General features: G+C 68.0%; 19 protein-coding genes. 9 read left to right on the top strand and 10 right to left on the bottom strand.

Annotated features, from left to right (window positions below; genetic code table 11):
* Positions 1-433 precede the first annotated feature (433 nt).
* Positions 434-1,150, top strand: a complete 717-nt coding sequence (cobA, locus tag BLU38_RS32375; protein WP_407939706.1) for a uroporphyrinogen-III C-methyltransferase — start codon at positions 434-436, stop codon at positions 1,148-1,150.
* A 338-nt stretch (positions 1,151-1,488) separates the two neighbouring features.
* Here the strand turns inward: cobA and BLU38_RS15375 are convergent, their stop codons facing one another.
* Positions 1,489-1,890, bottom strand: coding sequence for a VOC family protein (locus BLU38_RS15375; RefSeq protein ID WP_091526163.1), 402 nt, complete (start codon positions 1,888-1,890; stop codon positions 1,489-1,491).
* Positions 1,891-1,957: 67 nt separating this feature from the next.
* Complete coding sequence (locus BLU38_RS15370) at positions 1,958-2,512, bottom strand: CGNR zinc finger domain-containing protein (RefSeq protein ID WP_091526161.1); 555 nt, start codon at positions 2,510-2,512, stop codon at positions 1,958-1,960.
* A gap of 117 nt (positions 2,513-2,629) precedes the next feature.
* Between BLU38_RS15370 and BLU38_RS15365 the strand changes: the two genes are divergently transcribed.
* The 3 genes from BLU38_RS15365 to BLU38_RS15355 all read left to right on the top strand — a co-directional run bounded on the left by BLU38_RS15365 (position 2,630) and on the right by BLU38_RS15355 (position 5,533).
* Positions 2,630-3,613, top strand: coding sequence for an EamA family transporter (locus tag BLU38_RS15365; RefSeq protein ID WP_172836154.1), 984 nt, complete (start codon positions 2,630-2,632; stop codon positions 3,611-3,613).
* 10 nt (positions 3,614-3,623) lie between these two features.
* Complete coding sequence (locus BLU38_RS15360; protein WP_157683486.1) at positions 3,624-4,439, top strand: CPBP family intramembrane glutamic endopeptidase; 816 nt, start codon at positions 3,624-3,626, stop codon at positions 4,437-4,439.
* Positions 4,440-4,549: 110 nt separating this feature from the next.
* Complete coding sequence (locus BLU38_RS15355; RefSeq protein WP_091526154.1) at positions 4,550-5,533, top strand: type IV toxin-antitoxin system AbiEi family antitoxin domain-containing protein; 984 nt, start codon at positions 4,550-4,552, stop codon at positions 5,531-5,533.
* Positions 5,534-5,589: 56 nt separating this feature from the next.
* Here BLU38_RS15355 and BLU38_RS15350 read toward each other — a convergent pair whose 3' ends face one another.
* The 3 genes from BLU38_RS15350 to BLU38_RS15340 all read right to left on the bottom strand — a co-directional run bounded on the left by BLU38_RS15350 (position 5,590) and on the right by BLU38_RS15340 (position 11,225).
* Entirely contained in the window at positions 5,590-7,491 is a 1,902-nt protein-coding gene (locus tag BLU38_RS15350; RefSeq protein ID WP_091526152.1) for an ABC transporter ATP-binding protein, read from the bottom strand.
* Complete coding sequence (locus tag BLU38_RS15345) at positions 7,488-9,431, bottom strand: ABC transporter ATP-binding protein (RefSeq protein WP_091526150.1); 1,944 nt, start codon at positions 9,429-9,431, stop codon at positions 7,488-7,490. The genes BLU38_RS15350 and BLU38_RS15345 overlap by 4 nt, the downstream gene beginning before the upstream one ends.
* Positions 9,432-9,788: 357 nt before the next feature.
* Positions 9,789-11,225 carry a sulfatase family protein gene (locus BLU38_RS15340; RefSeq protein ID WP_091526148.1) on the bottom strand — a complete coding sequence of 479 codons (1,437 nt, stop codon included), beginning with the start codon at positions 11,223-11,225 and terminating at the stop codon, positions 9,789-9,791.
* Positions 11,226-11,384: 159 nt separating this feature from the next.
* Between BLU38_RS15340 and BLU38_RS15335 the strand changes: the two genes are divergently transcribed.
* Together BLU38_RS15335 and BLU38_RS15330 are read left to right on the top strand one after the other, a co-directional pair.
* A complete protein-coding gene (locus BLU38_RS15335) occupies positions 11,385-12,476 on the top strand; it encodes an S-(hydroxymethyl)mycothiol dehydrogenase (protein ID WP_091526146.1) in 1,092 nt (363 codons plus the stop codon).
* Positions 12,476-13,162, top strand: a complete 687-nt coding sequence (locus BLU38_RS15330) for an MBL fold metallo-hydrolase (RefSeq protein WP_091526144.1) — start codon at positions 12,476-12,478, stop codon at positions 13,160-13,162. Before BLU38_RS15335 ends, BLU38_RS15330 begins: the two co-directional genes overlap by 1 nt.
* A gap of 364 nt (positions 13,163-13,526) precedes the next feature.
* Here BLU38_RS15330 and BLU38_RS15325 read toward each other — a convergent pair whose 3' ends face one another.
* The gene (locus tag BLU38_RS15325) at positions 13,527-14,498 is read right to left on the bottom strand and encodes an aldo/keto reductase (protein WP_091526143.1); all 972 of its coding nucleotides are present in this window, start codon (positions 14,496-14,498) and stop codon (positions 13,527-13,529) included.
* Positions 14,499-14,649: 151 nt separating this feature from the next.
* On the opposite strand from BLU38_RS15325, the gene BLU38_RS15320 reads away from it, so the two are divergent.
* From BLU38_RS15320 to BLU38_RS15310, 3 genes are read left to right on the top strand one after another with little or no spacing between them, the layout of a single operon-like run.
* Positions 14,650-15,039 (top strand): phage holin family protein, encoded by a 390-nt coding sequence (locus BLU38_RS15320; RefSeq protein WP_091526141.1) that lies wholly within the window; start codon positions 14,650-14,652, stop codon positions 15,037-15,039.
* On the top strand, positions 15,036-15,539 hold the full coding sequence (locus tag BLU38_RS15315) for a low molecular weight protein-tyrosine-phosphatase (protein ID WP_456238084.1): 504 nt from the start codon (positions 15,036-15,038) through the stop codon (positions 15,537-15,539). The genes BLU38_RS15320 and BLU38_RS15315 overlap by 4 nt, the downstream gene beginning before the upstream one ends.
* Positions 15,536-16,396: a nucleotidyltransferase domain-containing protein gene (locus tag BLU38_RS15310; RefSeq protein WP_157683485.1), complete on the top strand. Its 861-nt coding sequence runs from the start codon at positions 15,536-15,538 to the stop codon at positions 16,394-16,396. Before BLU38_RS15315 ends, BLU38_RS15310 begins: the two co-directional genes overlap by 4 nt.
* Before the next feature lie 90 nt (positions 16,397-16,486).
* On the opposite strand, the gene BLU38_RS15305 is transcribed toward BLU38_RS15310, so the two are convergent.
* The 4 genes from BLU38_RS15305 to BLU38_RS15290 all read right to left on the bottom strand — a co-directional run bounded on the left by BLU38_RS15305 (position 16,487) and on the right by BLU38_RS15290 (position 23,429).
* Positions 16,487-17,335, bottom strand: coding sequence for a M56 family metallopeptidase (locus BLU38_RS15305; RefSeq protein ID WP_091526137.1), 849 nt, complete (start codon positions 17,333-17,335; stop codon positions 16,487-16,489).
* Positions 17,332-17,688, bottom strand: a complete 357-nt coding sequence (locus BLU38_RS15300) for a BlaI/MecI/CopY family transcriptional regulator (RefSeq protein ID WP_091526135.1) — start codon at positions 17,686-17,688, stop codon at positions 17,332-17,334. Before BLU38_RS15300 ends, BLU38_RS15305 begins: the two co-directional genes overlap by 4 nt.
* Positions 17,689-17,805: 117 nt before the next feature.
* A complete protein-coding gene (locus tag BLU38_RS15295) occupies positions 17,806-20,682 on the bottom strand; it encodes a YhgE/Pip domain-containing protein (RefSeq protein WP_091526133.1) in 2,877 nt (958 codons plus the stop codon).
* Positions 20,679-23,429, bottom strand: coding sequence for an MMPL family transporter (locus tag BLU38_RS15290; RefSeq protein WP_091526131.1), 2,751 nt, complete (start codon positions 23,427-23,429; stop codon positions 20,679-20,681). Before BLU38_RS15290 ends, BLU38_RS15295 begins: the two co-directional genes overlap by 4 nt.
* Positions 23,430-23,447 lie beyond the last annotated feature (18 nt).

Genomic DNA, 23,447 nt, shown 5'->3' with positions numbered 1-23,447 from the left:
GCCCGGCGACCGGTCCGGGCATGTCGACGTGGTGGAGCAGCAGATGGGCGCATGGCGCGGATTCGAGGTCGGTGGTCGGCGAGTCGCCGTGGTCGGGACCACCAGTGCAGGGATCCGAGGCAGTGGTTCCCTCGGCATCATCACCGCACTGCTCGAGGCCGGCGCCGACCTCCTGGTCGCCGCAGCGCAGGTGAGCAGCGCCGTCGTCGACCTGGCCGAACGTCGCCGACTGCGACTGATCACTGCCGGACTGGATCGCAGCGACCTGGACGGCACCGCTCTGGTGGTAGTCGTCGAGCCGGGCACACCGGACGCCGTCCTCGCGTCTCGGTGGGCCGATGATCATGGTGTGCTGCGCTGCGAGCCGGAGGGCAGCAGCACAGGTGCCACCTCCGCGTCGACCTCAACGCCCGGATCGACCGGCGAGGTCTTCCTGGTCGGCGGCGGCCCGGGTGACCCTGGCCTGCTGACGGTCGCCGGACTGCAGGCGATCAAGGAGGCCGATGTGATCGCGGCCGACCGGCTGGCTCCGCTCGCGGCTCTCGAGCAGGCCCGCGACGGCGTCGAGATCATCGATGTCGGCAAGATCCCTCGCGGTCCGGGAGCCGAGCAGCGGTCGATCGAGGACCTCTTGATCGACCGTGCCCGCGCCGGGAACAAGGTCGTCCGATTCAAGGGCGGCGACGGCTTCGTGTTCGGTCGGGGCGGGGAGGAGTGGCAGGCCTGCGCCGCCGCCGGCATCCCGGTAACGGTCATCCCTGGCGTCACATCGGCGACCGCCGCCCCCGCCGCCGCCGGGATCCCGATCACTCATCGCACCCTGTCCCAGGGATTCAGCGCGGTGACCGGCCACGTACCCCCGGGAGATCCCCGCTCGACCATCGACTGGCCGGCCCTCGCCCGCTCCGGCACCACGCTGGTGATCATGATGGGCATGGCCAACCTGGCGGCGATCGCCGAGACCTTGATCATCAACGGCCTGGAGCCGACCACGCCCGCCGCCGTGATCGCCGACGGCACCATGGCCTCGATGCGCGTCCTGCGCGCCGACCTCTCCGCCATCGCCGACGCCGCCACCCGAGAAGGTCTCGGCGCCCCCGCCACCGTCGTCATCGGCCGGGTCGCCGCCTTCGACCCCCACCGCACCTGACCCGAGACGGCCCAGGCCCTTCAACAACCCCTCGGCCCGGCGGGACGGGCAGCACTTCGAGACCGCCTCCCTGGAACTGACGCCGAAGGCGGGCCGCTTGGCCGGCACCGAAGACGGGGCGGCTAGGCGGGCAGTTTCAGCGACACCGAAGGTGGGCGGCCCAGCAGGCCTGCCGTTCGGTGCGGCCGAGAGGGCTCAGGGTGGGTCGGGGCGTTTGAAACTCAGCCCTGCGAGCTTGCGAGCAGGGGTGAGGCTTCGAGGGCGGGAGCCCTCTCGGCCGCACCGAACGGCAGCCACCCACCGAGTCCGCGCCAGCCAGCCAGCCAGCCAGCAGACTCCTACATCTTCCAGACCGTGAGGCAGAACGGATGCCCCGCCGGGTCGAGGAGCACCCGCCAGGTCTCTCCGGGCTGATGATCGGGGAGGGTGGCGCCGAGTTCTACCGCCTTCTTGGCTGCGACGTCGACGTCGTCGACCTTCAGATCGAGGTGGAACTGCTTGTCGCTGTTGTCGTCCGGCCAGGACGGCGCGGTGAAGTTGTCGACCTTGCCGAAGCCGATGGCGGGCCCGTTCGGACCGGTGAGCATGCCGACGTTCTCGTCCTGGTAGGCGATGGTCAGCCCGAGGAAGCGGGAGTAGAAGTCGAGCAACGGAGCCGGGTCGGCGCAGTCGATGGTGAACATCGCGACCGATGCCGCGGCGGCCCCTGCGGTCTGTTGTTCGTCGTGAGTCTGAGTCATGCAGCCAGTCAACCGGGGGATCCGGCAGCGGTCTTGGAATAATCCGACAGCCTCGGCCGGCACGGCCTCAGGACTCGTGGGCGGCTCGGCGGCGGCGCCGATAGGCGGCGACGTGGGCCCGATTGGCGCAGTTGCCCGTCTCACAGAACCGCCGCGACCTGTTCTTGGTCAGGTCGACGAACACCGCCGTACAGTCATCGGCGATGCAGCGCTGCAGTCGATCGAGCCCGTCCGCCCGGATCAGGTCGGTCAGTGCCAGGGCGGCCTCGGAACCGATCCGGCTGGCCACCGGCGCCTCGGAATCGGTGAGATGCAGGTGCCAGTCCTGCTGATCGTGCCGGGTCAGGCAGGGACGGCCGGCATGATCGGCGAAGAGCTCATTGGCGATCGCCGCCAGTTCGGCCGGCTCGGTCGCGTCCCAGGCGGTGGCGATGCGTGACCGGACGGCCCGGACCTCCGCCAGCTCGGCACGAGTGCCCAGCCGCCGACCCGACATCGACCAGGTGGTCAGGAGGTCATCCAGGTCCGCCGGCGTGTTCAGCTGCTCCTCGCCCTCGAGCTCGGTGTTCACCAGGGCCGCCAGCCAGGCCAGTGCCGTGGTGGTGTCATGGGCAAAAAGCACATTGACTCCTGTCAGCTCGTCCCGGTAGTGTCACGTCCAATCTATCCCTTTACCCCTGACATGTTCATCGTCGGTGATCCCGGCGGTCATCGAGGGCGCCCGTACGGAGGTGTGTCTGTGTCGCTCGACCTGCACCCGGCTGCGCACCTCCGCAGAGACGGCATCGTGCTCGCGGTGATCTCGGCGACGGCCTACGGAACGGCCGGGTCGCTGGCGCACCCGCTGCTCGATCTCGGCTGGTCCTCCGCAGCGGTGACGCTGCTCCGACTCGGCGGAGCGGGCCTGGTCCTGCTATTGCCGGCGGTGCTCGCCCTCCGCCGTTGGCACCCGACCGGGCGAGCGGTGCTGCGACTGATCGGCTACGGCGTGACGGCCACCGGCGGCGCGCAACTCTGCTACTTCAACGCCATCCGCTACCTGCCCGTCGGGACCGCCTCACTGTTGGAGTTCACCGCCCCGATCTGGCTGCTCGGCTGGTTCTGGATCCGGGATCGGCGACCGCCGAGCCGTGCACTGTTGATCTCCGCCGCCCTGGCCGTCGTCGGACTGGTCCTGGTCCTGGATCTTGGACACAGCACCTTCGGATCCGGCACCCTGCCCGGACTGGCGTGGGGATTGGGTTCGGCGTTCTGCCTGTGTGCCTACTTCCTGCTCTCCGACGATCATGCCGAGGCAGCGCCACCCGTGCTCACCGCCGGCGCGGGCATGATCATCGGCGCACTGATGGTCGGCGTCATCGGCCTGCTCGGCATCCTCCCGATGACCACCGCGACGGGTTCGGTCCGGCTCGGTGCCGCTCACCTGGCCTGGCCGCTGGCTGCCGCCGCGGTGATCTTGATCCCGACCGTTTTCGCCTACCTGGCGGGCATCCTGGCCGTACGACGACTGAGCTCCGGCCCGGCGTCGTTCGTAGCGCTGGCGGAAGTGATCTTCGCGGCACTGTTCGGTGCGCTGCTGCTCGGGCAGTTGCCGTCGCTGGTGCAGGTCGTCGGGATGCTGCTGGTGATCACCGGAATCGTGATCGCGCAGCGACGATCGGGGGACAACCCCACCGCCGATCAGCGGGTTGATCCCAGCGCGGAGACGCCGATCGCTCACTAGCGTCGTGATCATGACGACGTGCACCTCTACCGCGCCGCTGACGACCCGGGCACCGGTCCGTCGGTTCGGTCAGTTCGGCGCCCTCACGCTGGCGCTCAGTTGGCTGCCGTGGATCGTCCTCGGCGTCGCCGGCATCGACATCGGCAGTGGTCCGGGACAGATCGTCTTCGCGATCGCCGCCGCCGGCCCGTCACTGGCCGCCGGACTGCTCTGGCTCGGTCTGCCTGCGGAGCGGATCCGCGGCAGCGGCCGCCCCACCTGGTACGGCGTACTCGGCGGCCTGCTGCTCGGCCTCGCCGCCCCCGTCCTCACGGCACTGATCCTGAACGCGGGCCATCCAGCCGCGATCCCCGCCAATGCCGCGGCGGTGACTGCCGGCGTCGGCGGCCCGCTCGGTGTCATCGGCTACACCCTGATCGCCGGACCGCTGGCCGAGGAATTCGGCTGGCGCGGCTACGTCCAACCCCGACTGCGACAACGCTTCGGCACGATCACCACCACCCTCGTGCTGGGATTCGGCTGGGCGTGCTGGCACATCCCGCTGTTCTTCCTCCCCGGCACCGGTCAGCACGAGATCGGCCTGTTCACAGTCGGCGGCCTGGCCTTCTTCATCACCGTCATCGCCCTCAGCTACCTGATCCTGCTGGCGACCGAACGGCTCCGCGGTGGTGTCTGGGCCGCCGTGGCCGCGCATGCCACCTTCAACGCCGCCGACGCCCTGCTCCCACCGCACGGCACCACCGGCGCCCTCCTGGAGATGCTGATCATGGTCACGCTCGCCGTCCTCGCAGCCCTGTTCTGGCGGTCCGCTGTGGATTCAGGCTAAGGGGTGAGAATCAGCCGCGAGTATGCGGCTGAATCTCACCCCTTGTCAGGCGGCCGCAGTTATCCACAGGTGTCACGGCATGGGGACTGGTTCGACGGCAGGTTTGAGCGATGTACGCGCGCTATCAGCCGAGTGTCGAGGTCCGTCGCCTCGCCGAACTGCAGGACGGTGTTCTGACCCGGGAGCAGGCGCTGGGACTTGGAGTCAGCCGCCACGTCCTGCAGCGACTGGTCACACAGGGCCGCTGGCAACGACCGCTGCCTGGGGTGCTGCTGACCCATGATCAGGCGGCCAGCTGGAACGCCAACGCCTGGGCAGGAGTGCTGCACGCCGGCGCCGGCGCCCGGCTGGGCGGTTATGCGGCGGCCTATCTCGGCAAGCTTGTCGACGATCCGCCGGCGAAGATCACTGTGCTGTTGCCCCACGACCGAGGTCGGGCGAGCTGCCCACCCTGGCAGTTCGTGCGGGAACGGTCCGGAGTCCGGCAACCCGGAAGCATCGGCTCGCTGCCCCGGACCACGATCGACGACACGGTGTTGGACCTTGCCTCCGACCGGTTCCGCGATGGCCGGCGGCAGACACCCGTGCATTGGGTGACCACCGCAGTACAACGCAATCTCACCACGCCGGCGCGGCTGCGACGCGCGGTCAACGCTCGGGCTCGACTGGTCGGACGACACGAACTCATGGCATTGCTCGCCGACACCGACGCCGGGGCCGAGTCACCTCTGGAGGTGTGCTACCTCAACGACGTGGAACGGGCACACGGGCTCCCGGTCGGAGAGCGGCAGGTCCGGGTCGATCAACGAGGTGTCCGCCGCCGCCGAGACGTCCGGTACCGGAAGTACCGGCTGTTGGTTGAGCTGGACGGGGAGCTCGGGCATGCCGGAACTGCTCGGTTCCGGGACTTCATTCGGGACAACGCGGCCCTGCTCGACGGCGAGGCGACGCTCCGTTACGGCTGGCACGACGTCACTCAGCAGGGTTGTGCTGTCGCACTTCAGGTCGCCGAGATGCTGATCCGTGGCGGTTGGACCGGCACCCCCACCCGCTGTGCCCACTGCCCCACCGGCTCCGTACGGGCTAAGGGGTGAGATTCAGCCGCGAGTATGCGGCTGAATCTCACCCCTTCGGTGTTATCGGACCCGGATCAGGCCAGGGATTCCTCCCAGGCGTCGTAGAGAGCCGCGTAGCGGCCACCCTCGGCGTGCATCAGTTCGGCCGGGCTGCCGTCCTCGAGGATCCGACCGTGTTCGAGCACCAACACCCGGTCGGCGATCTCGACGGTACTCAGCCGGTGCGCGATGATCACCGCGGTCCGGCTGGCCAGGATGGTCTGCAAGGCCTGCTGGACCAGCCGTTCGCTCGGGATGTCCAAGCTCGAGGTGGCCTCGTCCAAGATCAACACCGCCGGGTCGGCAAGGAAGGCGCGGGCGAAGGCGACCAACTGTCGCTGACCGGCGGACAGCCGGCCGCCCCGCTTCTCCACGTCGGTGTCGTAGCCGTGCGGCAGTGCCGTGATGAACTCGTGCGCACCGACCGCCGACGCCGCCGCGACGATCTCGTCCCGACTGGCCTCCGGCTTGCCGAAGGCGATGTTGTCGGCGACCGTGCCGTCGAACATGAAGTTCTCCTGGGTCACCATCACCACGTTGCGACGAAGGTCGACATCGCTGAGCTCACGCAGATCGGTCCCGTCCAGCGTGATCCGGCCACCGGTCGGATCGTAGAACCGCGAGATCATCTTCGCGATCGTGGTCTTGCCCGCACCGGTGGTGCCGACCAGCGCGACGGTCTGTCCCGCCGGGATCGTCAGATCAAGATCAGGAAGGACCGGCCGGTCGTCGACATAGCCGAAGTCGACGTGCTCGAACTCGACGGTGCCCTTGGCCCGATCGATCGGGGTGGGCTCGGTCGGCTCCTCGACTTCGGGGTCCTGTTCCAGCACACCGGACAGCTTCTCCAACGCCGCCGAGGCGGATTGGAAGAGGTTGTAGAACTGACTGATGTCCTGCATCGGGTCGAAGAACATCCGCAGGTAGAGCAGGAACGCGGTCAGCACACCGACCGTCAGATCGCCTTCCAGGGCACGGAATCCGCCGTAGAGCACGACGATGCCGATGGTGACGTTGCCGATCAGTTTGACGCCGGGCATGAAGAGCGCAACCAGCCGGAACGCCTTGGTGTTGATGTCCCGGAAGCCGCGGGCCATGTCCTCGAAGATCTCGGCGTTCCGCGGTTCGCGGCGGTAGGCCTGGACGGCCCGGATGCCGGTCATCGTCTCCACGAACTGCACGATCACCATCGCCGAGAACTCCCGCACCTTGCGGTAGGTCTTGGACGAGTTCACCGAGAACCACCGGACCAACAGCATCAGCAGCGGGAAGCTGAGCAGACAGACGATGCCGAGCTTGGCGTCCATCGTGATCAACATGATGCCGACGCCGACCAGGGTCAGGACTGCCCTGATCAGACTGTCGAAGCCACCGTTCAACATCTCCTGGATGGCTTCCACATCGCTGGTCAGTCGGGAGACCACCCGACCCGAGGTGTAGCGATCATGGAACTTCACGTCGAGCTTCTGGAAGTGCTTGAAGACCCGGCGGCGTACCTCCAGCAGCACGTCCTGACCGACCCGGCCGGAGAGCCGCTGGAAGCCGATCCGGGTGACCGCCTGGAAGACGATCGTCACCAGCATCGCGATCACCACCTGGACCAGCACCGTGGGCGGCCCGTCGTTCATGATCGGCGGCACGCCCTTGTCGATCCCGAGACTGACCAGGTACGGGATCGCCAACCGGGCCGCGTTCTCGATCACCACCAGGACGATCATGAACACCACGGTCAGCTTGTACGGCGCCAGCAGGTCGCCGAGCAGCCGCCGGCTGCGGTGCTTGAGGAAGACGCTGCCCTTGGCGCTGAGCTCGGCGGAGTCCTCGGCACCGACACCGCGCCACTGCTGAATGCTGTCCTCGGCGACCTCGACGTCGGTTTTCTTCCGGCCGCGGCTGTCGTCCTGCTCGTCGCGGGTGGTCTGCACCTGGGTGGTCATCGGCGGGCCTCCTCTTCGAGCACGTCGAACTCCTCGGTCGGGTTGAAGTCCGCGCTGAGCAGCTCGCGATACTCCGGAACGGTCTCCAACAGCTCGGCGTGGGAACCGACGTGGGTGATCGTCCCGCCGGACAGCATCGCCACCCGATCGGCCAGGAGCACTGTCGAGGCCCGGTGGGCGACGACGATGCCGGTGACTCCCTTCAACACCCGCTTCAGTGCGGCCTCGACCAGCGCCTCGGTGTGGATGTCGAGCGCGGACAGGGTGTCGTCCAGGACCAGCACCGACGGCTTGGACAGCACAGCGCGGGCCAGCGCAAGGCGTTGCCGCTGACCGCCGGACAGGCTCATCCCCTGCTCGCCGATCCGGGTGTCCAGCCCCCAGGGCAGGTCGTAGACGAAGTGTGCCTGGGCGACGTCGATCGCTTCGTCGATGTCCTCCTGGCTGGCATCGGGCCGGCCGAGCGTCAGATTTTCCCGGGCCGACATCGAGAACAGCGTCGGGTCCTCGAAGGCGATGGCGACCACGCGCCGCAGTTCCGGCAGCCTGAGTTCGCGGATGTCGACGTCGTCGACGGTGATCCGGCCGGCCGTGACGTCGTAGAGCCGTGGGACGAGCCCGGTCAGGATCGATTTTCCGGCGCCGGTCGCACCGACCAACGCCACCGTCTCGCCGGGTGCCAGGTCCAGGTTGAGGTCGTGCAGCACCGGCTGGTCGGCGTCGGCGAAGGTGAAGCCGACGTTCTCCAGCTTGAGGTGGCCGCGGACCTGGTCGCCGAGCTCGACCGGACCGTCGGTGATGGTGTTCTCGGTGTCGAAGATGTCGGCCAGTCGGTCCGAGGCGGTCATCGCCTCCTGGGCCTGGGAGATCTGCATCCCGAGCATCGAGATCGGCCCGGTCAGCGAGGTCATCAGGGTGGCGAACGCGACCAGGGTCCCGAGCGTCACCTTGTCCTGACCGGCGGCGACCGCGCCGAGTGCCAGCACGATCACCAGCGTCGCGTTCGGGATCACCTCCAGGAAGGTCCAGAAGCTCGACTGCAGCTTGATCTTCTGCAATGAGGTTTTGTACAACTGCACGCTGCGCGCGTCGAACTTGGAGAACATGTACTCCGCGCGACCGAAGGACTTGATCACCCGCAGCCCATGGGCGCCCTCCTCGATGGTGGAGGCGACGTCACCGGTCTCGTCCTGGATCTTGCGGGACAGCCGGACGAACTCGCGGGCGACCCGGCGGCAGAGCAGCACCGTCGGCACGATCGAGATCAGCACGACGACACCGAGCGGCCAGTAGAGGTGGATCAGGATCCCGGTGACGACCAGGATCTGCGCAGAGTTGATGATCAGGAACAGCAGACCGAAACCGAGGAACCGACGGATCGTCGACAGGTCGCTCATCATCCGGGACAGCAACTGGCCGGACTGCCAGCGGTCGTGCACCGCCATCGGCAGCCGTTGCAGTTTGGCGTACAGGTCGACGCGGATGTCGTACTCCACGCCCAGGGTCGCCTTGGCGACGGTCCACCGGCGGCCGAAGACCAGGATCGCCTCGACGATCCCCAGTCCCATCGCGAAGAAGCCGAGGGCCCACAGGCCGGGCCGGTCGGCGTGAGCGATCGGCCCGTCGATCACCTGCCGGGTGACCAGCGGTACGACGATGGTGGCGCCGACGCTCAATCCGCCGAAGACGAACATCGCGATGAACCGCGGCAGGTACGGCAGCATGTAGCTGCGCAGTCGCCACAGTGAGGTGTAGGAGTGGCGCTTGGGTTCGCCGTTCTTGTCGTAACGGACCGGTGGCGGCGGCAGGATCGCCGCCGGCCGGTCAAGTGCGGTGGTGACGGGCCCGGATCCGGCCGGGCCCTGCTGTGTTCGAGTCGGTGTCTGGTCGTCCTTCTGCTGTGACGTCGATGACGTCGGTGCCGATAAATCGGCAGACATGGGGCATACCTCGGGTGGATCGTTGGGCGTCGAGCACGGGCGGGAGTGCTCCTGGATGCTGATGGGACCGACCGACGACTCAGCCCCTGTACGTGCCCACAGATCGAGGCGGCGGATCGGGCCCCGGCTGTGGGGCGGGATCGCCGGACGAGGTACGGACCGGACGGCAGGGGCGGCTGAGCATCGCTTCAGTGTGCAAGCTCAACAATGGTTGAGGTCAACCGGTAACCCACGAGCCTGGCGCGAATTGTGTTCTTCGCGGCCGGAAGGCCACTCTATCCGGTTCTGGGCCCGAAGAGGTGATCGATTAACCCAGAATCTCATCGGGTCGTCCGGATTGCTTCGCGTTGCTAACAGTTACCGCGGCAAAGCTTCTGGCTGCCTCAACATCTCCAGCGAGCGGCGGTGCAGCGGTGACGTGACTGCGCCGTCCAGCAGCGGGTCGCCGGTGTCGGTCATCCAGCGCGTCAGCCGGCCGAGCAGGTCGTCGCGCACCGTGGCGTGTTCGGGGTCGGCGGCCAGATCGGTCAGCTCCAGCGGGTCGGCGGCCAGATCGTAGAGCTCGACGGCGGGATGGGAGCCGAGATTGCCGCGGCCGTCCGGTTCGCCGGGCGCTGCGACCGGGACGCAGCGCCGTACCCAGCCCTGGCTCGGGTCCATGAAGGTCGGGGCGGAACTGAAGTTGACGATCAGCTTGTGCCGATCGGTCCGGATGCTGCGCCGCGGGTCGTAGTAGTCGTGGTAGGTGATCTCGCCGAAGATCTCGCTGCGCTCGTCGAGCGCGTCCCGGTCGCCGTCCAGCAACGGCCGGAAGCTGCGGCCCTGCAGCGGCGGGCCGGCCGATTGTTCGGGTTGTTCGGCGAGCCCGAGGGCATCCAGCAGGGTCGGCACGATGTCCAGGTTGAGCAACACCTCGTCCAGCCGGCCACCGGTCCAGCCGCGGTCCGGCCACCGGATCAGGAACGCGATCTCCATCCCGGGGTCGTACAAGGAGCACTTGGAGCGCGGCAACGCCAGGCCGTGGTCGGTGACGAAGATGGTGATCGTGTTGTCGGTCAGGCCGCGCCGATCGAGCTCGTCCAGCACCTGGCCGACGCAGTCGTCCATGTGGGCGATCGCGCCCTGCAGCTCGGCGATCTCCTCCCGCGCCGAGTCGGTGTCGGCCAGGTAGCGCGGCACCTCGACGCCGAGACTGTCGTCCGGCTCGATGTGGTTGCCGAGGAATCCCATCACCCCCGGCGCGTCGCGGGCACCCGGGGCCCGGTGCGGTGCGCTGAAACCCACTTGCAGATAGAAGGGCCCTGTCGAAGGGTCGGAACCTGTCGAGGAGGCGAGACGGTCCATCGCCTGCTTGGCCCGCTCGACCACCTCCCGGTCACTGCCGCCGGTCTGCACCCGGTCGAAGCCGAGCCGTTCGGCGACCTGCTGGTCGGAGATCCGCGCGCTCTCGTGATGCATCCCGATCAGTTCCGAGCGGTAGCCGGCAGCGCCGAGCCGGTCGGCGAGGTGCCGTTCGTCGGCGTTCAGATCCCAGCCGAAGCCGTCATGGGTCAGCCCGAGGACACCGTTGCTGTGCGGCCAGCGCCCGGTGAACATGCTGGCCCTGGACGGGCTGCACTGGGGCGCACTGCAGAACATCTGCTCGGCGACGACCGACTCCGCGGCGAGTGCATCGAGCCGCGGCGCGGACACCGTACGAGCTCCGTAGCAGCCGAGGTGCCGGCCGAGGTCGTGGCAGTGCAACAACAGGACATGGGGTTGCGCCGTAGAGGGCCGCGGCGTGCTCGACGTCATCGGTGACTATTCTCCTCAGGAACGTGCTCGTAGCGGGTGGAGGTTTCTGTCCTCGAAGGTTCCTTCTACGATGCTCGCATGGACGTCGGTACGACGTGACGTCGGCACCGGTCCTCTCGAGTTGGCCCCCTCGAGTCAGCACAGTTCGAAGGAGAAGGTATGCCGCAACAGGTCCGTGGCGTGATCGCCCGAGCGAAGGGCGCACCGACCGAGCTGGTGACGATCAACATCCCCGATCCCGGACCCGGTGAGGCGGTCGTCGCGATCAAGGCCTGCGGCGTCTGCCACACCGACCTGCACTATCGGGAGGGCGGCATCGGCGACGACTACCCCTACCTGCTGGGACACGAGGCGGCCGGGATCGTCGAGTCGGTCGGCGACGGCGTCACCGACCTCGAGCCCGGCGACTACGTGATCTTGAACTGGCGCGCCGTCTGCGGCAGCTGCCGGGCCTGCAAGCGCGGCCGGCCGTGGTATTGCTTCGCGACCTTCAACGCCGATCAGAAGATGACGCTCGAGGACGGCACCGAGCTGTCCCCGGCGCTGGGCATCGGCGCGTTCGCCGACAAGACGTTGGTCGCCGCCGGGCAATGCACCAAGGTCGATCCGGACGCTCGTCCCGCTGCCGCCGGTCTGCTCGGTTGCGGCATCATGGCCGGGCTCGGCGCGGCGATCAACACCGGCGGCGTGTCCCGCGGCGACTCCGTCGCGGTGATCGGCTGTGGCGGTGTCGGTTCGGCGGCGATCGCCGGTGCGCGGCTGGCCGGCGCGAGCAAGATCATCGCGATCGATGTCGACGACCGCAAGCTCGAGGGCGCCAAACAACTCGGCGCGACCGATGTGATCAATTCCCGCAATGCCGATCCGGTCGAGGCGGTGCAGGGACTGACCGGCGGTTTCGGCGCCGACGTGGTGATCGACGCCGTCGGCCGCCCGGAGACCTGGAAGCAGGCGTTCTACGCTCGTGATCTTGCCGGCACCGTTGTGCTGGTCGGCGTACCGACGCCGGAGATGCAGCTGGAGTTGCCGCTGCTCGACGTCTTCGGTCGGGGCGGATCACTGAAGTCCAGTTGGTACGGCGACTGTCTGCCCGAGCGGGATTTCCCGATGTTGATCGATCTGTACCTGCAGGGCAGGTTGCCGCTGGACAGCTTCGTCAGTGAGGAGATCGGCATCGACGGTGTCGATCAGGCATTCGAGACGATGGCTGCCGGCCAGGTGCTCCGGTCGGTGGTCGTGATGGAGGGCTGATGAGTGATCTCGATCCGGAGTACCAGGACTTCGAGGAGGACGAGGAGCCTGACTTCGGCCCGCACGGTGACGCGGGGATCGACCATGCCGTCGTCAGCGGCACCTTCTCCCTGGACGGCCAGACCTTCGATGTGGAGAACAACATCTGGGTGATCGGCGACGACGCCGAGTGTGTGGTGATCGATGCCCCGCACGATGTCGCCGAGATCTTGAAGGTGATCGACGACCGCCGGGTGATCGCGATCCTGTGCACCCACGGTCATGATGATCATGTGCGATTCGCTCCCGATCTCGGCCGGGCCACCGGCGCCCGGGTGCTGCTGCACGGCGACGATCTCCCGGTGTGGCGGTTGACCCACCGTAAGGATCCTGACGGTGCATTGCGTGACGGCCAACTGATCCCGATCGCCGGCATCGACCTGCGGGTGATCCACACCCCCGGCCACACCCCCGGCGCGGTCTGCTTCTACGCCGAGGAATTCCCCGGCTACGACAACGGCGTGCTGTTCACCGGCGACACCCTCTTCGAGGGCGGTCCCGGCGCCACCGGCCGCAGCTTCTCCGACCATGATCAGATCGTCGAGTCGATCCGCACCCGGCTGCTCACCCTCCCCGACGACACCGAAGTCCTGACCGGCCACGGCCCATCCACCACCATCGGCGCCGAACGAGCCAACGTCAACTAGCAAGAGTCCTGAGCCTGTCGAAGGACCATAGGCCAGACAAGCAGCCCTTCGACAGGCTCAGGACCTCAGGGCAGAGACACGCGCCCATCGACAAGCTCAGGGACCTCGGGGCAGACCGCGTGCGTCCCCCATCGACAAGCGCAACGACCGACACAGCCCCGTTGCGATCTGGCCGCGCACCCAAGGGTGAGCGGCCAGACCGACCTGCCGTTCGGTGTGGTTGAGGGGGCTCTGGGTGGGTCGGGCGTTTGAAACTCAGCTGGTCGAGCTTGCGAGACCAGGTGAGGCTTCGAGGGCGGGAGTCCCCTCAACCACACCGAACGGCCCACGCACCCAGGACCGCGCCAAACAAGGGCGAGCAAACTCAGCGGGGTAGTTCCGCAGCGAGTCGTGGAGCGTACGGGGCTTCGAGGCGGGCGATCTCGTCGTCGGTCAGGGTGATCGACAGCGAGGCGAGGGCGTCGTCGAGGTGCTGGGACTTGCTCATTCCCACGATCGGCGCGGTGACGACCGGGTTGGCGTTGACCCAGGCCAGGGCGACCTGGGCGGCGGGCACCCCACGCGCCTCGGCGATCTCGAGCACCGCGGCGACGATCTCCTTGTCCCCCTCGGAGTAGAGGTTGCGGCCGTACTGGTCGGTCTCCAACCGCTTGGTGGTGGCGTCCCAGGGTCGGGTCAGCCGGCCACGGGCCAGCGGACTCCACGGGATGACGCCGACACCGAGATCGTCACACAGCGGCAGCATCTCCCGTTCCTCCTCACGGGCCAGCAGGTTGTAGTGGTCCTGCATGCTGACGAACGGCGTCCAACCGTTGATCATCGCGGTGTACTGGGCCTTGGAGAACTGCCAGGCATACATCGAGGAGGCGCCGATGTAGCGGGCCTTGCCGGCCTGCACCACGTCGTGCAGAGCCTGCATGGTCTCCTCGATCGGCGTGATCGGATCCCAGCGGTGGATCTGGTAGAGGTCGACGTAGTCGGTGCCGAGCCGGCGCAGCGAGTTGTCGATCTCCTGCATGATCGCCTTGCGGGACAGTCCCTGCCCGTTCGGCCCGTCACTCATCCTGCCGTGCACCTTGGTGGCCAATACGATGTTGTCCCGTTGGCCGAAGTCACGCAGTGCTCGGCCGGTGATCTCCTCACTGGTTCCGGCGGCGTACACGTTGGCGGTGTCGAAGAAGTTGATCCCGGCCTCGATCGCCTGCTTGATCAGCGGTCGCGCCTCGTCCTCGGTCAGGGTCCAGGGCCGGCCCTTGCTGGGGTCTCCCCAGGACATGCAGCCGACACAGATCGGCGAGACCTGCAGACCGGTGTTTCCCAAACGTACGTAGTCCATGATCAACTCCTGTCGCCCGTCACGACCACTCGTCGTTGACGAGTGAACAACCTACGCCTGCTCCGATCACGGGCAGGGGTTGCCCCGTATGTTCCCCTGCACCTCACCGAATCGACTGGTCGGTGCGCGCTCCACGTGGCACGATCGAGGTATGAGATGGCTTCTGCGATTGCTGGCCAATGCCGCTGCCCTGGCGTTGGCGACCTGGCTGTTGAGTGGCATCACGCTGACCGCGACGGACACCGGCAAGAAGGTGCTGGTGATGCTGCTCGTGGCGTTGATCTTCGGCATCGTGAACGCGATCGTGAAGCCGATCTTCAAGCTGGTCTCGCTGCCGATCCTGATCATCACCCTGGGCATCTTCCTGGTCGTGATCAACGCCCTGATGCTGCTATTGACCTCCTGGCTGTCCGGCCTGTTCAATATCGGCTGGCACGTGGACGGATTCTGGACAGCGGTGCTCGGTGGTCTGATCGTGGCGGTGGTGAGTTGGGTGCTGAACGCGTTCGTGCCGGACAAGAACGAGGACCGTCGCCGGTGAGTTCGACCGCTGCCGTGCCCTCCGACCTGTCCGTGGTGTTCGTCTGCTGGGGCAACATCTGCCGGTCGCCGATCGCCGAGCGGGTAGCCGAGCGGGTGGCCGAGGAGGGGGGCTTGACCGGCGTCCGGTTCACCAGCGCGGCCACCAGCACCGAGGAGTTGGGCGAGCCGATGGATCCGCGGGCGGCCGACGTGCTGCGCCGGCACGGCTACCGTTCCACCGACCACGTCGCGCACCAGATCAGTCGCCGCGAGCTCGACGACGCCGACCTGGTGATCGCGATGGAGTCGTTGCACATCGACCGGATGCGGCGGATCGGCGACGTCTCCCGGGTCCGGTTGCTGACCGACTTCGACCCCGACGCCGAGCCCGGCGCCGGCGTACCGGATCCCTGGTACGGCGGCGCCGAAGGTTTCGAGGACACGCTCGCCGCGGTCGAGGCGGCGATGCCGGGAGTGCTGGACCGGGTCGGCGAGCTCGCAGCAAGCCGGACCCGGTGACCGTCCCGGACCGACATCACCCGGACTCCGCGGTCGACGTCATCCCGCGGCTCGACAACGGTCTGGACGCCGCCGGCCGGATCCGCCGCGAGGGCTCCCTGGAACGGATCGGTCCCGAGTTCGGCGACCTGGTCGCGGCCACCGAGCAGGCGATCCGGCAGGCTTGGACACCGGACCGGCTGCACAGCATCTACCTCTACGGCAGCGTGCCCCGCGGCACCGCCGTGCCGGGCCGTTCCGACCTCGATGTCAGCATCGTGCTGGCCGACCATGTCACCGACGACGATCGCGAACGGGCGGCCCGACTGGGTGCGGAACTGGCCACACCCGCGGTGTCGGAGGTCGGCATCACCGTCGACGACCTGCCGTTCCTGCTGTCGGCCGACCAGCGCTACGACATGGCGTTCCACATCTCGTGTCTGTGCACGCCGCTGTGGGGACCCGATCTCGCCGCCGATCTGCCCGACCAGTATCCGACCCGGCAACTGGCCCACGACATCGAACGCGGCTCCGAGCAGGCCTTCGTCCGGCTTCGGACCGGTCTGCTGCAGGGGGCAGATCGTCCGGAGAGGCTGCGGCAGCGGGTCGGCCGTCGGATCGCCCGGCTCGCCTTCGCCGCCGTACTCGCCCGTTGGCCCGGCTGGACCAGCGATCCGTTCACCATGACCGCAGTCCTCGCCGCCTTCTACCCTGACCGGGTCGACGAGATCGAACGCTGCGTCGACCTCGGCTGGGGCAGGCTGTCCGGCCGGCCACCGAGCACCGACGCCGACCACGAGGCCGCTCTTGAGCTGATCGACCGGAGTGCACCGTGGTGGCTGGCCGAGCACGAGCGGGTTACGGCCGCAGCAGTTTGAACGTCCAGGCCCGCGACCAGCCGGCGACCCGTCAGTTGCTCCGCGACACACCGCGAAAATCGGGGAGGAACTGACGGGTCGGCGGGTTGGTCAGGCCGCGAGGGCCAGCCGTTGTTCGATCCGGCGGGCCCGGAGACCGATCGTCGGATCGCCGTCGGCGTTCCCGATCTTGGTCAGCGCGGCGGCCAGATCGGCGCCACCGCAGCGGCGGGCGGCGGCGTCGTCGGCGATCAGTTCGATCAGCAATGCGGTGGCCCGCCGCAGCTCGCGAGCGGCCCGGGCCGAGGGCAGGCAGGCCTGGTTGAGCAGCGCGAGCCGGGACAGCAACTGGTGCGCGCCGCGCAGATGGGCTCGTTCGTGTTCGATCACCGCGCGCAGCTCACGCCGGCTCAGGGCCAGGTCGAGTTCGGCGGAGATGATCACCGCGCCGCGCGAACGGCCGGTCAGCCCGCAGGCGATCGGCTGCCGACTCGCGACGTAGGTGACCGGGGTGCCGGCGACGACCTCGCGCCGGTAGCCGGAGCGGGCGACGACCCGATCGACGTCGGCCCGCAGCCGACGCTGTGAACTGACCAGTGTCGCGGCCCGGGTCGCGACCAGGCCCGCCAGGCCACCGCCGATGGCCAGCGTCGACCAGCCGATCACGCCGCCGGCGATCTGTACGGTCCGGCCGACCCAGGGCTCGGCCGAGAAGCCGAAGGAGTCGGCCAGGATCTGGCCGTCGACACCGATCTGCCAGCCGTACCAGACGCCGATCGCTCCGGAACCGACGCCGGCACCGACGCCGGTCAGGAACGCGGCGTACCACAGCGTGAGGCAGAGCCGCGGGTAATGCACCCGCCAGCTGCCCCGGGTGAGCAGGTAGGGCGCGGCGACCAGACAAACCACCGCGTACGTCGCCAGCGCGACCGCGACGATCAGCCCCGGGGTGCTGATCATCGACCCCGGCCGGCCAGTGCTCGACGCAGCAGCTCCGCGTCCTCGTTGTCCAGGTCGCCGGCAAACCGAAGCAGGACGGCCTCCCGGTCTCCGGTGGCCTGCAGCGAGGTGAGCATCGCCTCCACGGCGTGATCGGATTCCGATCGGGTGGCGCTGAAGGTGATGTTGGTACGGGCATCGGAGCGCGCCACCAGCCCCTTGCGGCCGAGCCGGTCGAGCACGGTCAGCAGCGTCGTGATCGCCGGCGCATCGTCGCCGAAGTCGGCCTGCAGCTGCTTGGCGGTCCGGGGCGCGTCGGCAGCCCACAGCCGATGCATCACATCGGCCTCGAGCTGTCCTCGGTCCCGCGCCATCGTCCCTCCCTGTCTGCTGGCTTCCCAGCCAACCCTAACCCCTCGGTTGCCGCGCACTTTCGGTGTTCCGGCGCGGGCTGCAGCCTGCGCGGGGACACCGAAGGTGCGCGGGAACGGTCAGGGGGTGGCGGGGGCCGCGGATGGTGCCATCCGACGGCGGGCGACGGCGAGGATGCCGGCGGCCGCGCCGATCACCAGCCAGCCGATCAGCACGCCGACCTGGCTTCCGGCCGACGCCCCGGTGACGATCGCGCGGATCCCGTCGAGTGCCGGGGTCAGCGGCAGCCAGGGCCGGATCGTGTCGAAGAAGGCCGGCAACGCATTGGTCAGTGACGCCGCGGCCGACAGCACCACGACGGCCAGCGAGATGAAGCGGCCGACGCCGCCGAACCAGGCGACCAGGGCGTGGTTGAGGGCTGCGAACGCCGCGGCCGCCAGTAGCCCGAAGCCGAGCAGGCCCAGGAAGCGGCCGGCCGACAGGTCGAGCAAGGCGGTCAGCATGATCGACAACACCACGGCCTGGATCGCTCCGATGATCGCCCCCGGGGCAACGCCTTCGAGCGCGAGCCGGGCGGCGGACTTCGACGAACCGAACGCGTCCCGCGGCACCGCGCGGACCACCAGGTAGGTCGCGAGCCCGCCGATCCACAACGCCAGCGCCATCAGCAGGGTGGTGGTGACGACGTTGGAGAAGAGCTCATCGGTCTGGTCGGTGCTGACCGGTGCGCTGGCGACCTTGGACAGCTGGGTGCGGTCGTTCTTGGAGTACGACGGCAGCTGGTCCGCGCCCTTCTGCAGCCCGTCGGCCAGGTCGGCCGTCCCGTCGGACAGGGTCTTGCCGCCGTCGTCGAGCTTCTTCAGCCCGTCCGTCAGCTGCGCCGATCCCTTAGCCGACTGTGCGGTCCCGCTGGCAAGTTGATCACCGGCTTCGGCCAGCTTGCCGGTGCCGTCGGCCAGCTTCTGGGCGCCGGTGTTCAGTTGGGTTGCGCCGGTGGCCAGCTTGCCGGTCCCGTCGGCGAGCTTGCTGGTGCCGGTGTGCAGTCCGCTGATCCCGGTGCCGAGCTGCTTGGCGCCGTCGGCCAGTTTGGTGGCGCCGGTGCTGAGTTGATCACCGCCGGACACCAGTTGATCGGCGTTCTTGCCGGACAGCTGATCGGCGCCCTTCTTGATCTTGGGAGCGTTCTGCCCGAGCTGTTCGGCACCGCTGCTGAGCTTGTCGCCGCCAGTGATCAGCTGCTCGCCGCCTGTGGTCAGCTTGGCGGCGCCCCCGGAGAGCTGATCGGCGCCGCCGCTGATCTTGTCCGATCCCTCGATGATCTTGGTCGAGGACGTGCTCAGCTTGGACGCGCCGGACGTGAGCGGCTTGCCGCCGTCCTTCAGGTCCTTGCCACCGGCGCGCAGCTCCTTCCCGCCCGCGGTCGTCTTGTCAGCGCCGTCGAGGACACCGTCACTGCCGCTGCTGATCTTGTCCGAACCGTCCTGCAGATCGTCGGCGCCGGACCTGATCTTCTGGCCCGGCTCCTTGAGCGCCGAGGTGACACCGTCCGCCGTACCGTTGGCGCCGGCCTTCATCCCGTTCTGGAAGTTCACGCAGTCCTTGCCGGTCAGGCCGGCTTGCGCACAGGCGGCCTGGAGGGACTCCGGGCTGGTGACTCCGTCGGCGACCTGGTCCGGTGTCTGGTTGACACCCTTGACGTAGTCCCTGACTCCACCGGCGTATTGGTCGACGCCACCGGCGTAGTCCTTGACCCCGGTCACGTACGGGGCGACGCCTTCGGTGAGGTAGCTGTCGACACCGTTGCTGTACTTGTTGACGCCGCCGACGTAACCGCTGACGCCGTCGGTGTACTCGCTGATCCCGCCGGTGAACTTCTTCACCCCGGTCGCGTATTGATCAACACCGGAGGCGTACTGATCGACACCGTCGGCATACTGCCCGACACCGCCGAGCAACTGATTGGCGCCGCCGACGTAGGAGCTGACGCCGTCGACGTAGCCGGGCACTCCCCCGGCGAGCTGTTCGACGCCGCCGACGTAGGAGTTGACGCCGTCGGCGTACTGGCCGACGCCGTTGACGTACTTCTGCACCCCGCCGGTGTAGCTGTCGACGCCGTCGGCGGTCTGCTGGACGCCGTCGACGAAGGCGCCGGTGGACTTGTCCAAGGTGGCGACGCCGTTGTCGAGCTTCACCACGCCGGCATCGGTCTGCTTGATCCCGTCGGCCAGGCCGGACGTGCCGTCAGCCAGCTGCGATGCGCCGGAATCGGTCTGGTGCAGCCCCCCGGCCAACTGCTTGGTGCCCGTACCCAGTTGGTCCAGACCGTCGGTGAGCTTGGCCGAGCCGTCGGCGGACTTGCCGATGCCGTCGCTGAGTTGGCTGGAGCCGTCGGACAGCTTGGCGGCACCGTCGGCCGACTTCTTCATCCCGTCGGCGGTCTGGTTGAAGCCGAGATAGAGATTGCCCAGATACTGCTTGGTGAGCTCGGTGTTCATGGTCTGCACGGCGGTACTGGAGATCGCCTGCCCGATCGCGGAGTCGGTGATCCCGGACACCTTCGAGGTGGCGATGTCCAGGGTCGCCTGCTCGGCCTTGTCGCCGTCGTTGTGGGAGTAGGACGTCGCGTTCTTGGAGAAGTCCTTCGGGATCGTCACCACGGCCGCGTACTGTCCCGAGGCCAGCCCGTCGGCGGCGTCGTCGGCATCGGTGATCACCCAGTCGAAGTTGTTCACCGCCTTGTCGTCGCCGTCGGAGCCACCGTCGACCAGACCGCCGGACAGTTGCCGGCCCAATGGCACCAACTGCCCGTTGATCTTGGCACCGTCATCGTTGTTGACGATCGCCGCCTGCACCTTGTGCCAGCGCGAGCTGGAGTCCCAGGTGGCCGCCAGGAATCCGGCGGCGATCAGGATCGGTACCAGGAGCACTCCGACCAAGGACACCCAGGACAACCGACGACTTCCGGTCGTCCGCTCCAGTCCGAACACGGTCTTCATACCCTGACTCCTGACAACTCGTATTCGGGCGCTTCTACCGGCGCCAGCCGGAGCCGTAGGTAGCTCTCCGGCAGATTTCCTTCCACGGCAGCGAGATCGGCCACTGCGAGCACCAACCCACGGCCACCGGTGGCGCAATCGGTGATCAATTCCGACAGTGCCGCGGACGCCGGCCCGGCGGCGATCCGTTCGACGTGGTCGACCATGATCAACGGCGTCCGCCGATCACGCGCGGCGGACAGCGCACCGACCTGATCATCGGTCGTGGCCAGATCGATCAGCCGGCTGCGACGCCGTACGCCGCCGGCCTGCTGCGGCAGCACCAGACCGAGCGACTTGACCGAGCCGGTGCTCGGACGCATCCGTCCCGACAGTGTCCAGAGCAACGCCGAACGGGCCACGTCGCTGCCCTCGACAACCAGCAGCTGCCCGGGCTGCAGAGCGACGTCGGTGCGGTCGAAGATCAACTCGCTGCGTCCTTGGCGTTCGACCCGGACCGTCAGCCCTTCGGCGCTGATCAGTGCCGTGCTGTCCGGCTCCGGCCAGTCCCGCAACGCCACCAGATGCTCCAACTCGGCGCCCTCGACGTCGAACGACGGCAGCCGCTTGTCGATCCAGGCCGGCAGCCGCCAGGCGGTCTTGCCCAACAGGGCAAGCACGGCTGGCACCAGTGTCATTCGGACGATGAAGGCGTCGACGAAGACGCCGGTCGCCAGCCCGACGGCGATCGCCTTGATCGTCGAGTCGCCTTCGGGAATGAAGGCGGCGAACACCGCGAACATGATCACCGCGGCCGCGGTCACCACCCGGGCCGAGCTGATGAAGCCGGTCCGGATCGCCCGCTGCGCGTCGCCGCCGTGCACGTAGTCCTCGCGGATCCGGGAGACCAGGAAGACCTCGTAGTCCATCGCCAGCCCGAACAGGATGCCCATCAGGATGATCGGCAGGAAGCTGAGCACGGGCCCTTGTTTGTCCACGTTGAGCAGGTCGGCCAGGAAGCCGTGCTGGAAGACCAGCGACACGACCCCGAACGATGCTCCGACGCTGAGCAGGTAGCCGACGGCCGCCTTCAGCGGCACTGCGATCGAGCGGAACACCATCATCAGCAGCACCAGTGACAACCCGACGACCAGGATGCCGAACGGCAGCAGCGCCTTGCCGAGCTGATCGGAGACGTCGATCTGGATCGCCGTGGTGCCGGTGACGTTCACCGCGGTGCCGTGTTCGTCCTCGAACCCGGGGGCAAGATCACGGATCCGCTGGACGAGCTGCTTGGTCTGCTCGGAGTCACCGGCCGAGGTCGGCACCACCTGAACGATGCCGGTGTCGGCATTCTGGTTCGGCGTCGCCAGCGGCACCCGGGCCACGCCCGGCAGGTCCTCGATCTCGGACTTCAGGTCGTCCATCACACCGAGCGGATCGTCGGAGGTGACGATGTCGGCGGTCACGATCAACGGCGCGTTCTGTCCCGCACCGTAATACTTGGCGACCAGATCGTAGGTGACCCTGGCCGGTGAACCGGCTGCCGCACTGCCGTTGTCGGGCAGTGCCAGCTCCAGCCCGCGTGCCGGCAGCGCCAGGGCGCCGAGGCCACCGATCACCACCACGACGGTCAGGATCGGGATCTTGGTCGCGATCTTCACCCAGCCGGAGAAGAACCGCTGAGCACCTCGCAGCGCTGACGGGTCCTGTGCCTGTCGGGCGGCCTTCTGCTTGGCCCGGCGGGGCTTGGGTCGGAGCCGTTCACCGGCCAGGCCGAGCATGGCCGGCAGCAGGGTGAGGGCGATCGCGACGGCGACGGCGACGCCGATCGCCGCAGCAATGCCCATCGTGGTCAGGAACGGGATGCCGGCGACCGACAGGCCGGCCAGCGCGATCATCACCGTCAGCCCGGCAAAGACCACCGCCGATCCGGCGGTGGCGACCGAGCGGGCGGTCGACTCCTCGGCGTCCATCCCGTCGGCCAGCTGATCACGGTGCCGGGAGATGATGAAGAGCGCATAGTCGATGCCGACGGCCAGGCCGAGCATCAGGGCCAGCATCGGCGTGGAGGAGTTGATCTTGGCCACTCCGGTGGCAGCCATGATGCCGGCCATGGTGATGATGACACCGAGGATCGCGTTCAGCAGCGGCATTCCGGCGGCGACGAACGATCCGAGGGTGATCAGCAGCACCACCAGGGCGACGACGACGCCGACCACCTCGGTGATGCTCAGCTCGACCGAGTCCATGCTGAAGGCGTCGCCTCCGACCGAGGCCTGCGATCCCGGGACCGCTTGCTGGAGTTGCTCGGTGATCTTGGTCAGCTGTTCGGTGGTTTCTTCGGTGATGTCGGCCCGCTGGCCGTCGAGCTGGACACTGATCAGCGCCGCCTTGCCCCCCTCCGCGATCGCGTCGCCGGCGTTCTTGTCGAACGGCGATGCCGCCGCCGCGACCTGGTCCATCTTCTTGTAGTCGGCGACCGCGTCGTCGATCGCGTCTCGGACCTCGGCATCGCGGACCGACTCACCGTCGGGAGCGACCATGATCACTTGGGCCGAGGCACCGCTGACCTGGGGGAAGGTGTGCTCCAGCTGCGTCAACGCCTGCTGGGAGGAGGTCCCGGGCAGGGTGAACGCGTTGTCGAAGGTCTTGCCGAGACCGAGCGCGCCGAGACCGGCGAGCACCAGGATCGCCAGCCAGACCCCGAGGACGCGGAACCGGTGCCGGAAGGCAGCCCGGCCGAGGCCGTACAGAAATGAGGACATCTGAGCCTTCCGACGCAC

Origin of the sequence: Microlunatus soli, from assembly GCF_900105385.1 — a bacterium.
GTDB lineage: Bacteria > Actinomycetota > Actinomycetes > Propionibacteriales > Propionibacteriaceae > Microlunatus > Microlunatus soli.
The sequence above is the reverse complement of the archived record's forward strand: the minus strand, read 5'-3'. Positions and strand labels throughout refer to the sequence as shown.

Coding starts and splice junctions, on each gene's coding strand:
- BLU38_RS15375 (WP_091526163.1), bottom strand. CDS start 1,890: ATGACTCAGACTCACGACGAACAACAGACCGCAGGGGCCGCCGCGGCA.
- BLU38_RS15360 (WP_157683486.1), top strand. CDS start 3,624: ATGACGACGTGCACCTCTACCGCGCCGCTGACGACCCGGGCACCGGTC.
- BLU38_RS15355 (WP_091526154.1), top strand. CDS start 4,550: ATGTACGCGCGCTATCAGCCGAGTGTCGAGGTCCGTCGCCTCGCCGAA.
- BLU38_RS15350 (WP_091526152.1), bottom strand. CDS start 7,491: ATGACCACCCAGGTGCAGACCACCCGCGACGAGCAGGACGACAGCCGC.
- BLU38_RS15345 (WP_091526150.1), bottom strand. CDS start 9,431: ATGTCTGCCGATTTATCGGCACCGACGTCATCGACGTCACAGCAGAAG.
- BLU38_RS15340 (WP_091526148.1), bottom strand. CDS start 11,225: ATGACGTCGAGCACGCCGCGGCCCTCTACGGCGCAACCCCATGTCCTG.
- BLU38_RS15335 (WP_091526146.1), top strand. CDS start 11,385: ATGCCGCAACAGGTCCGTGGCGTGATCGCCCGAGCGAAGGGCGCACCG.
- BLU38_RS15330 (WP_091526144.1), top strand. CDS start 12,476: ATGAGTGATCTCGATCCGGAGTACCAGGACTTCGAGGAGGACGAGGAG.
- BLU38_RS15325 (WP_091526143.1), bottom strand. CDS start 14,498: ATGGACTACGTACGTTTGGGAAACACCGGTCTGCAGGTCTCGCCGATC.
- BLU38_RS15320 (WP_091526141.1), top strand. CDS start 14,650: ATGAGATGGCTTCTGCGATTGCTGGCCAATGCCGCTGCCCTGGCGTTG.
- BLU38_RS15305 (WP_091526137.1), bottom strand. CDS start 17,335: ATGATCAGCACCCCGGGGCTGATCGTCGCGGTCGCGCTGGCGACGTAC.
- BLU38_RS15300 (WP_091526135.1), bottom strand. CDS start 17,688: ATGGCGCGGGACCGAGGACAGCTCGAGGCCGATGTGATGCATCGGCTG.
- BLU38_RS15295 (WP_091526133.1), bottom strand. CDS start 20,682: ATGAAGACCGTGTTCGGACTGGAGCGGACGACCGGAAGTCGTCGGTTG.
- BLU38_RS15290 (WP_091526131.1), bottom strand. CDS start 23,429: ATGTCCTCATTTCTGTACGGCCTCGGCCGGGCTGCCTTCCGGCACCGG.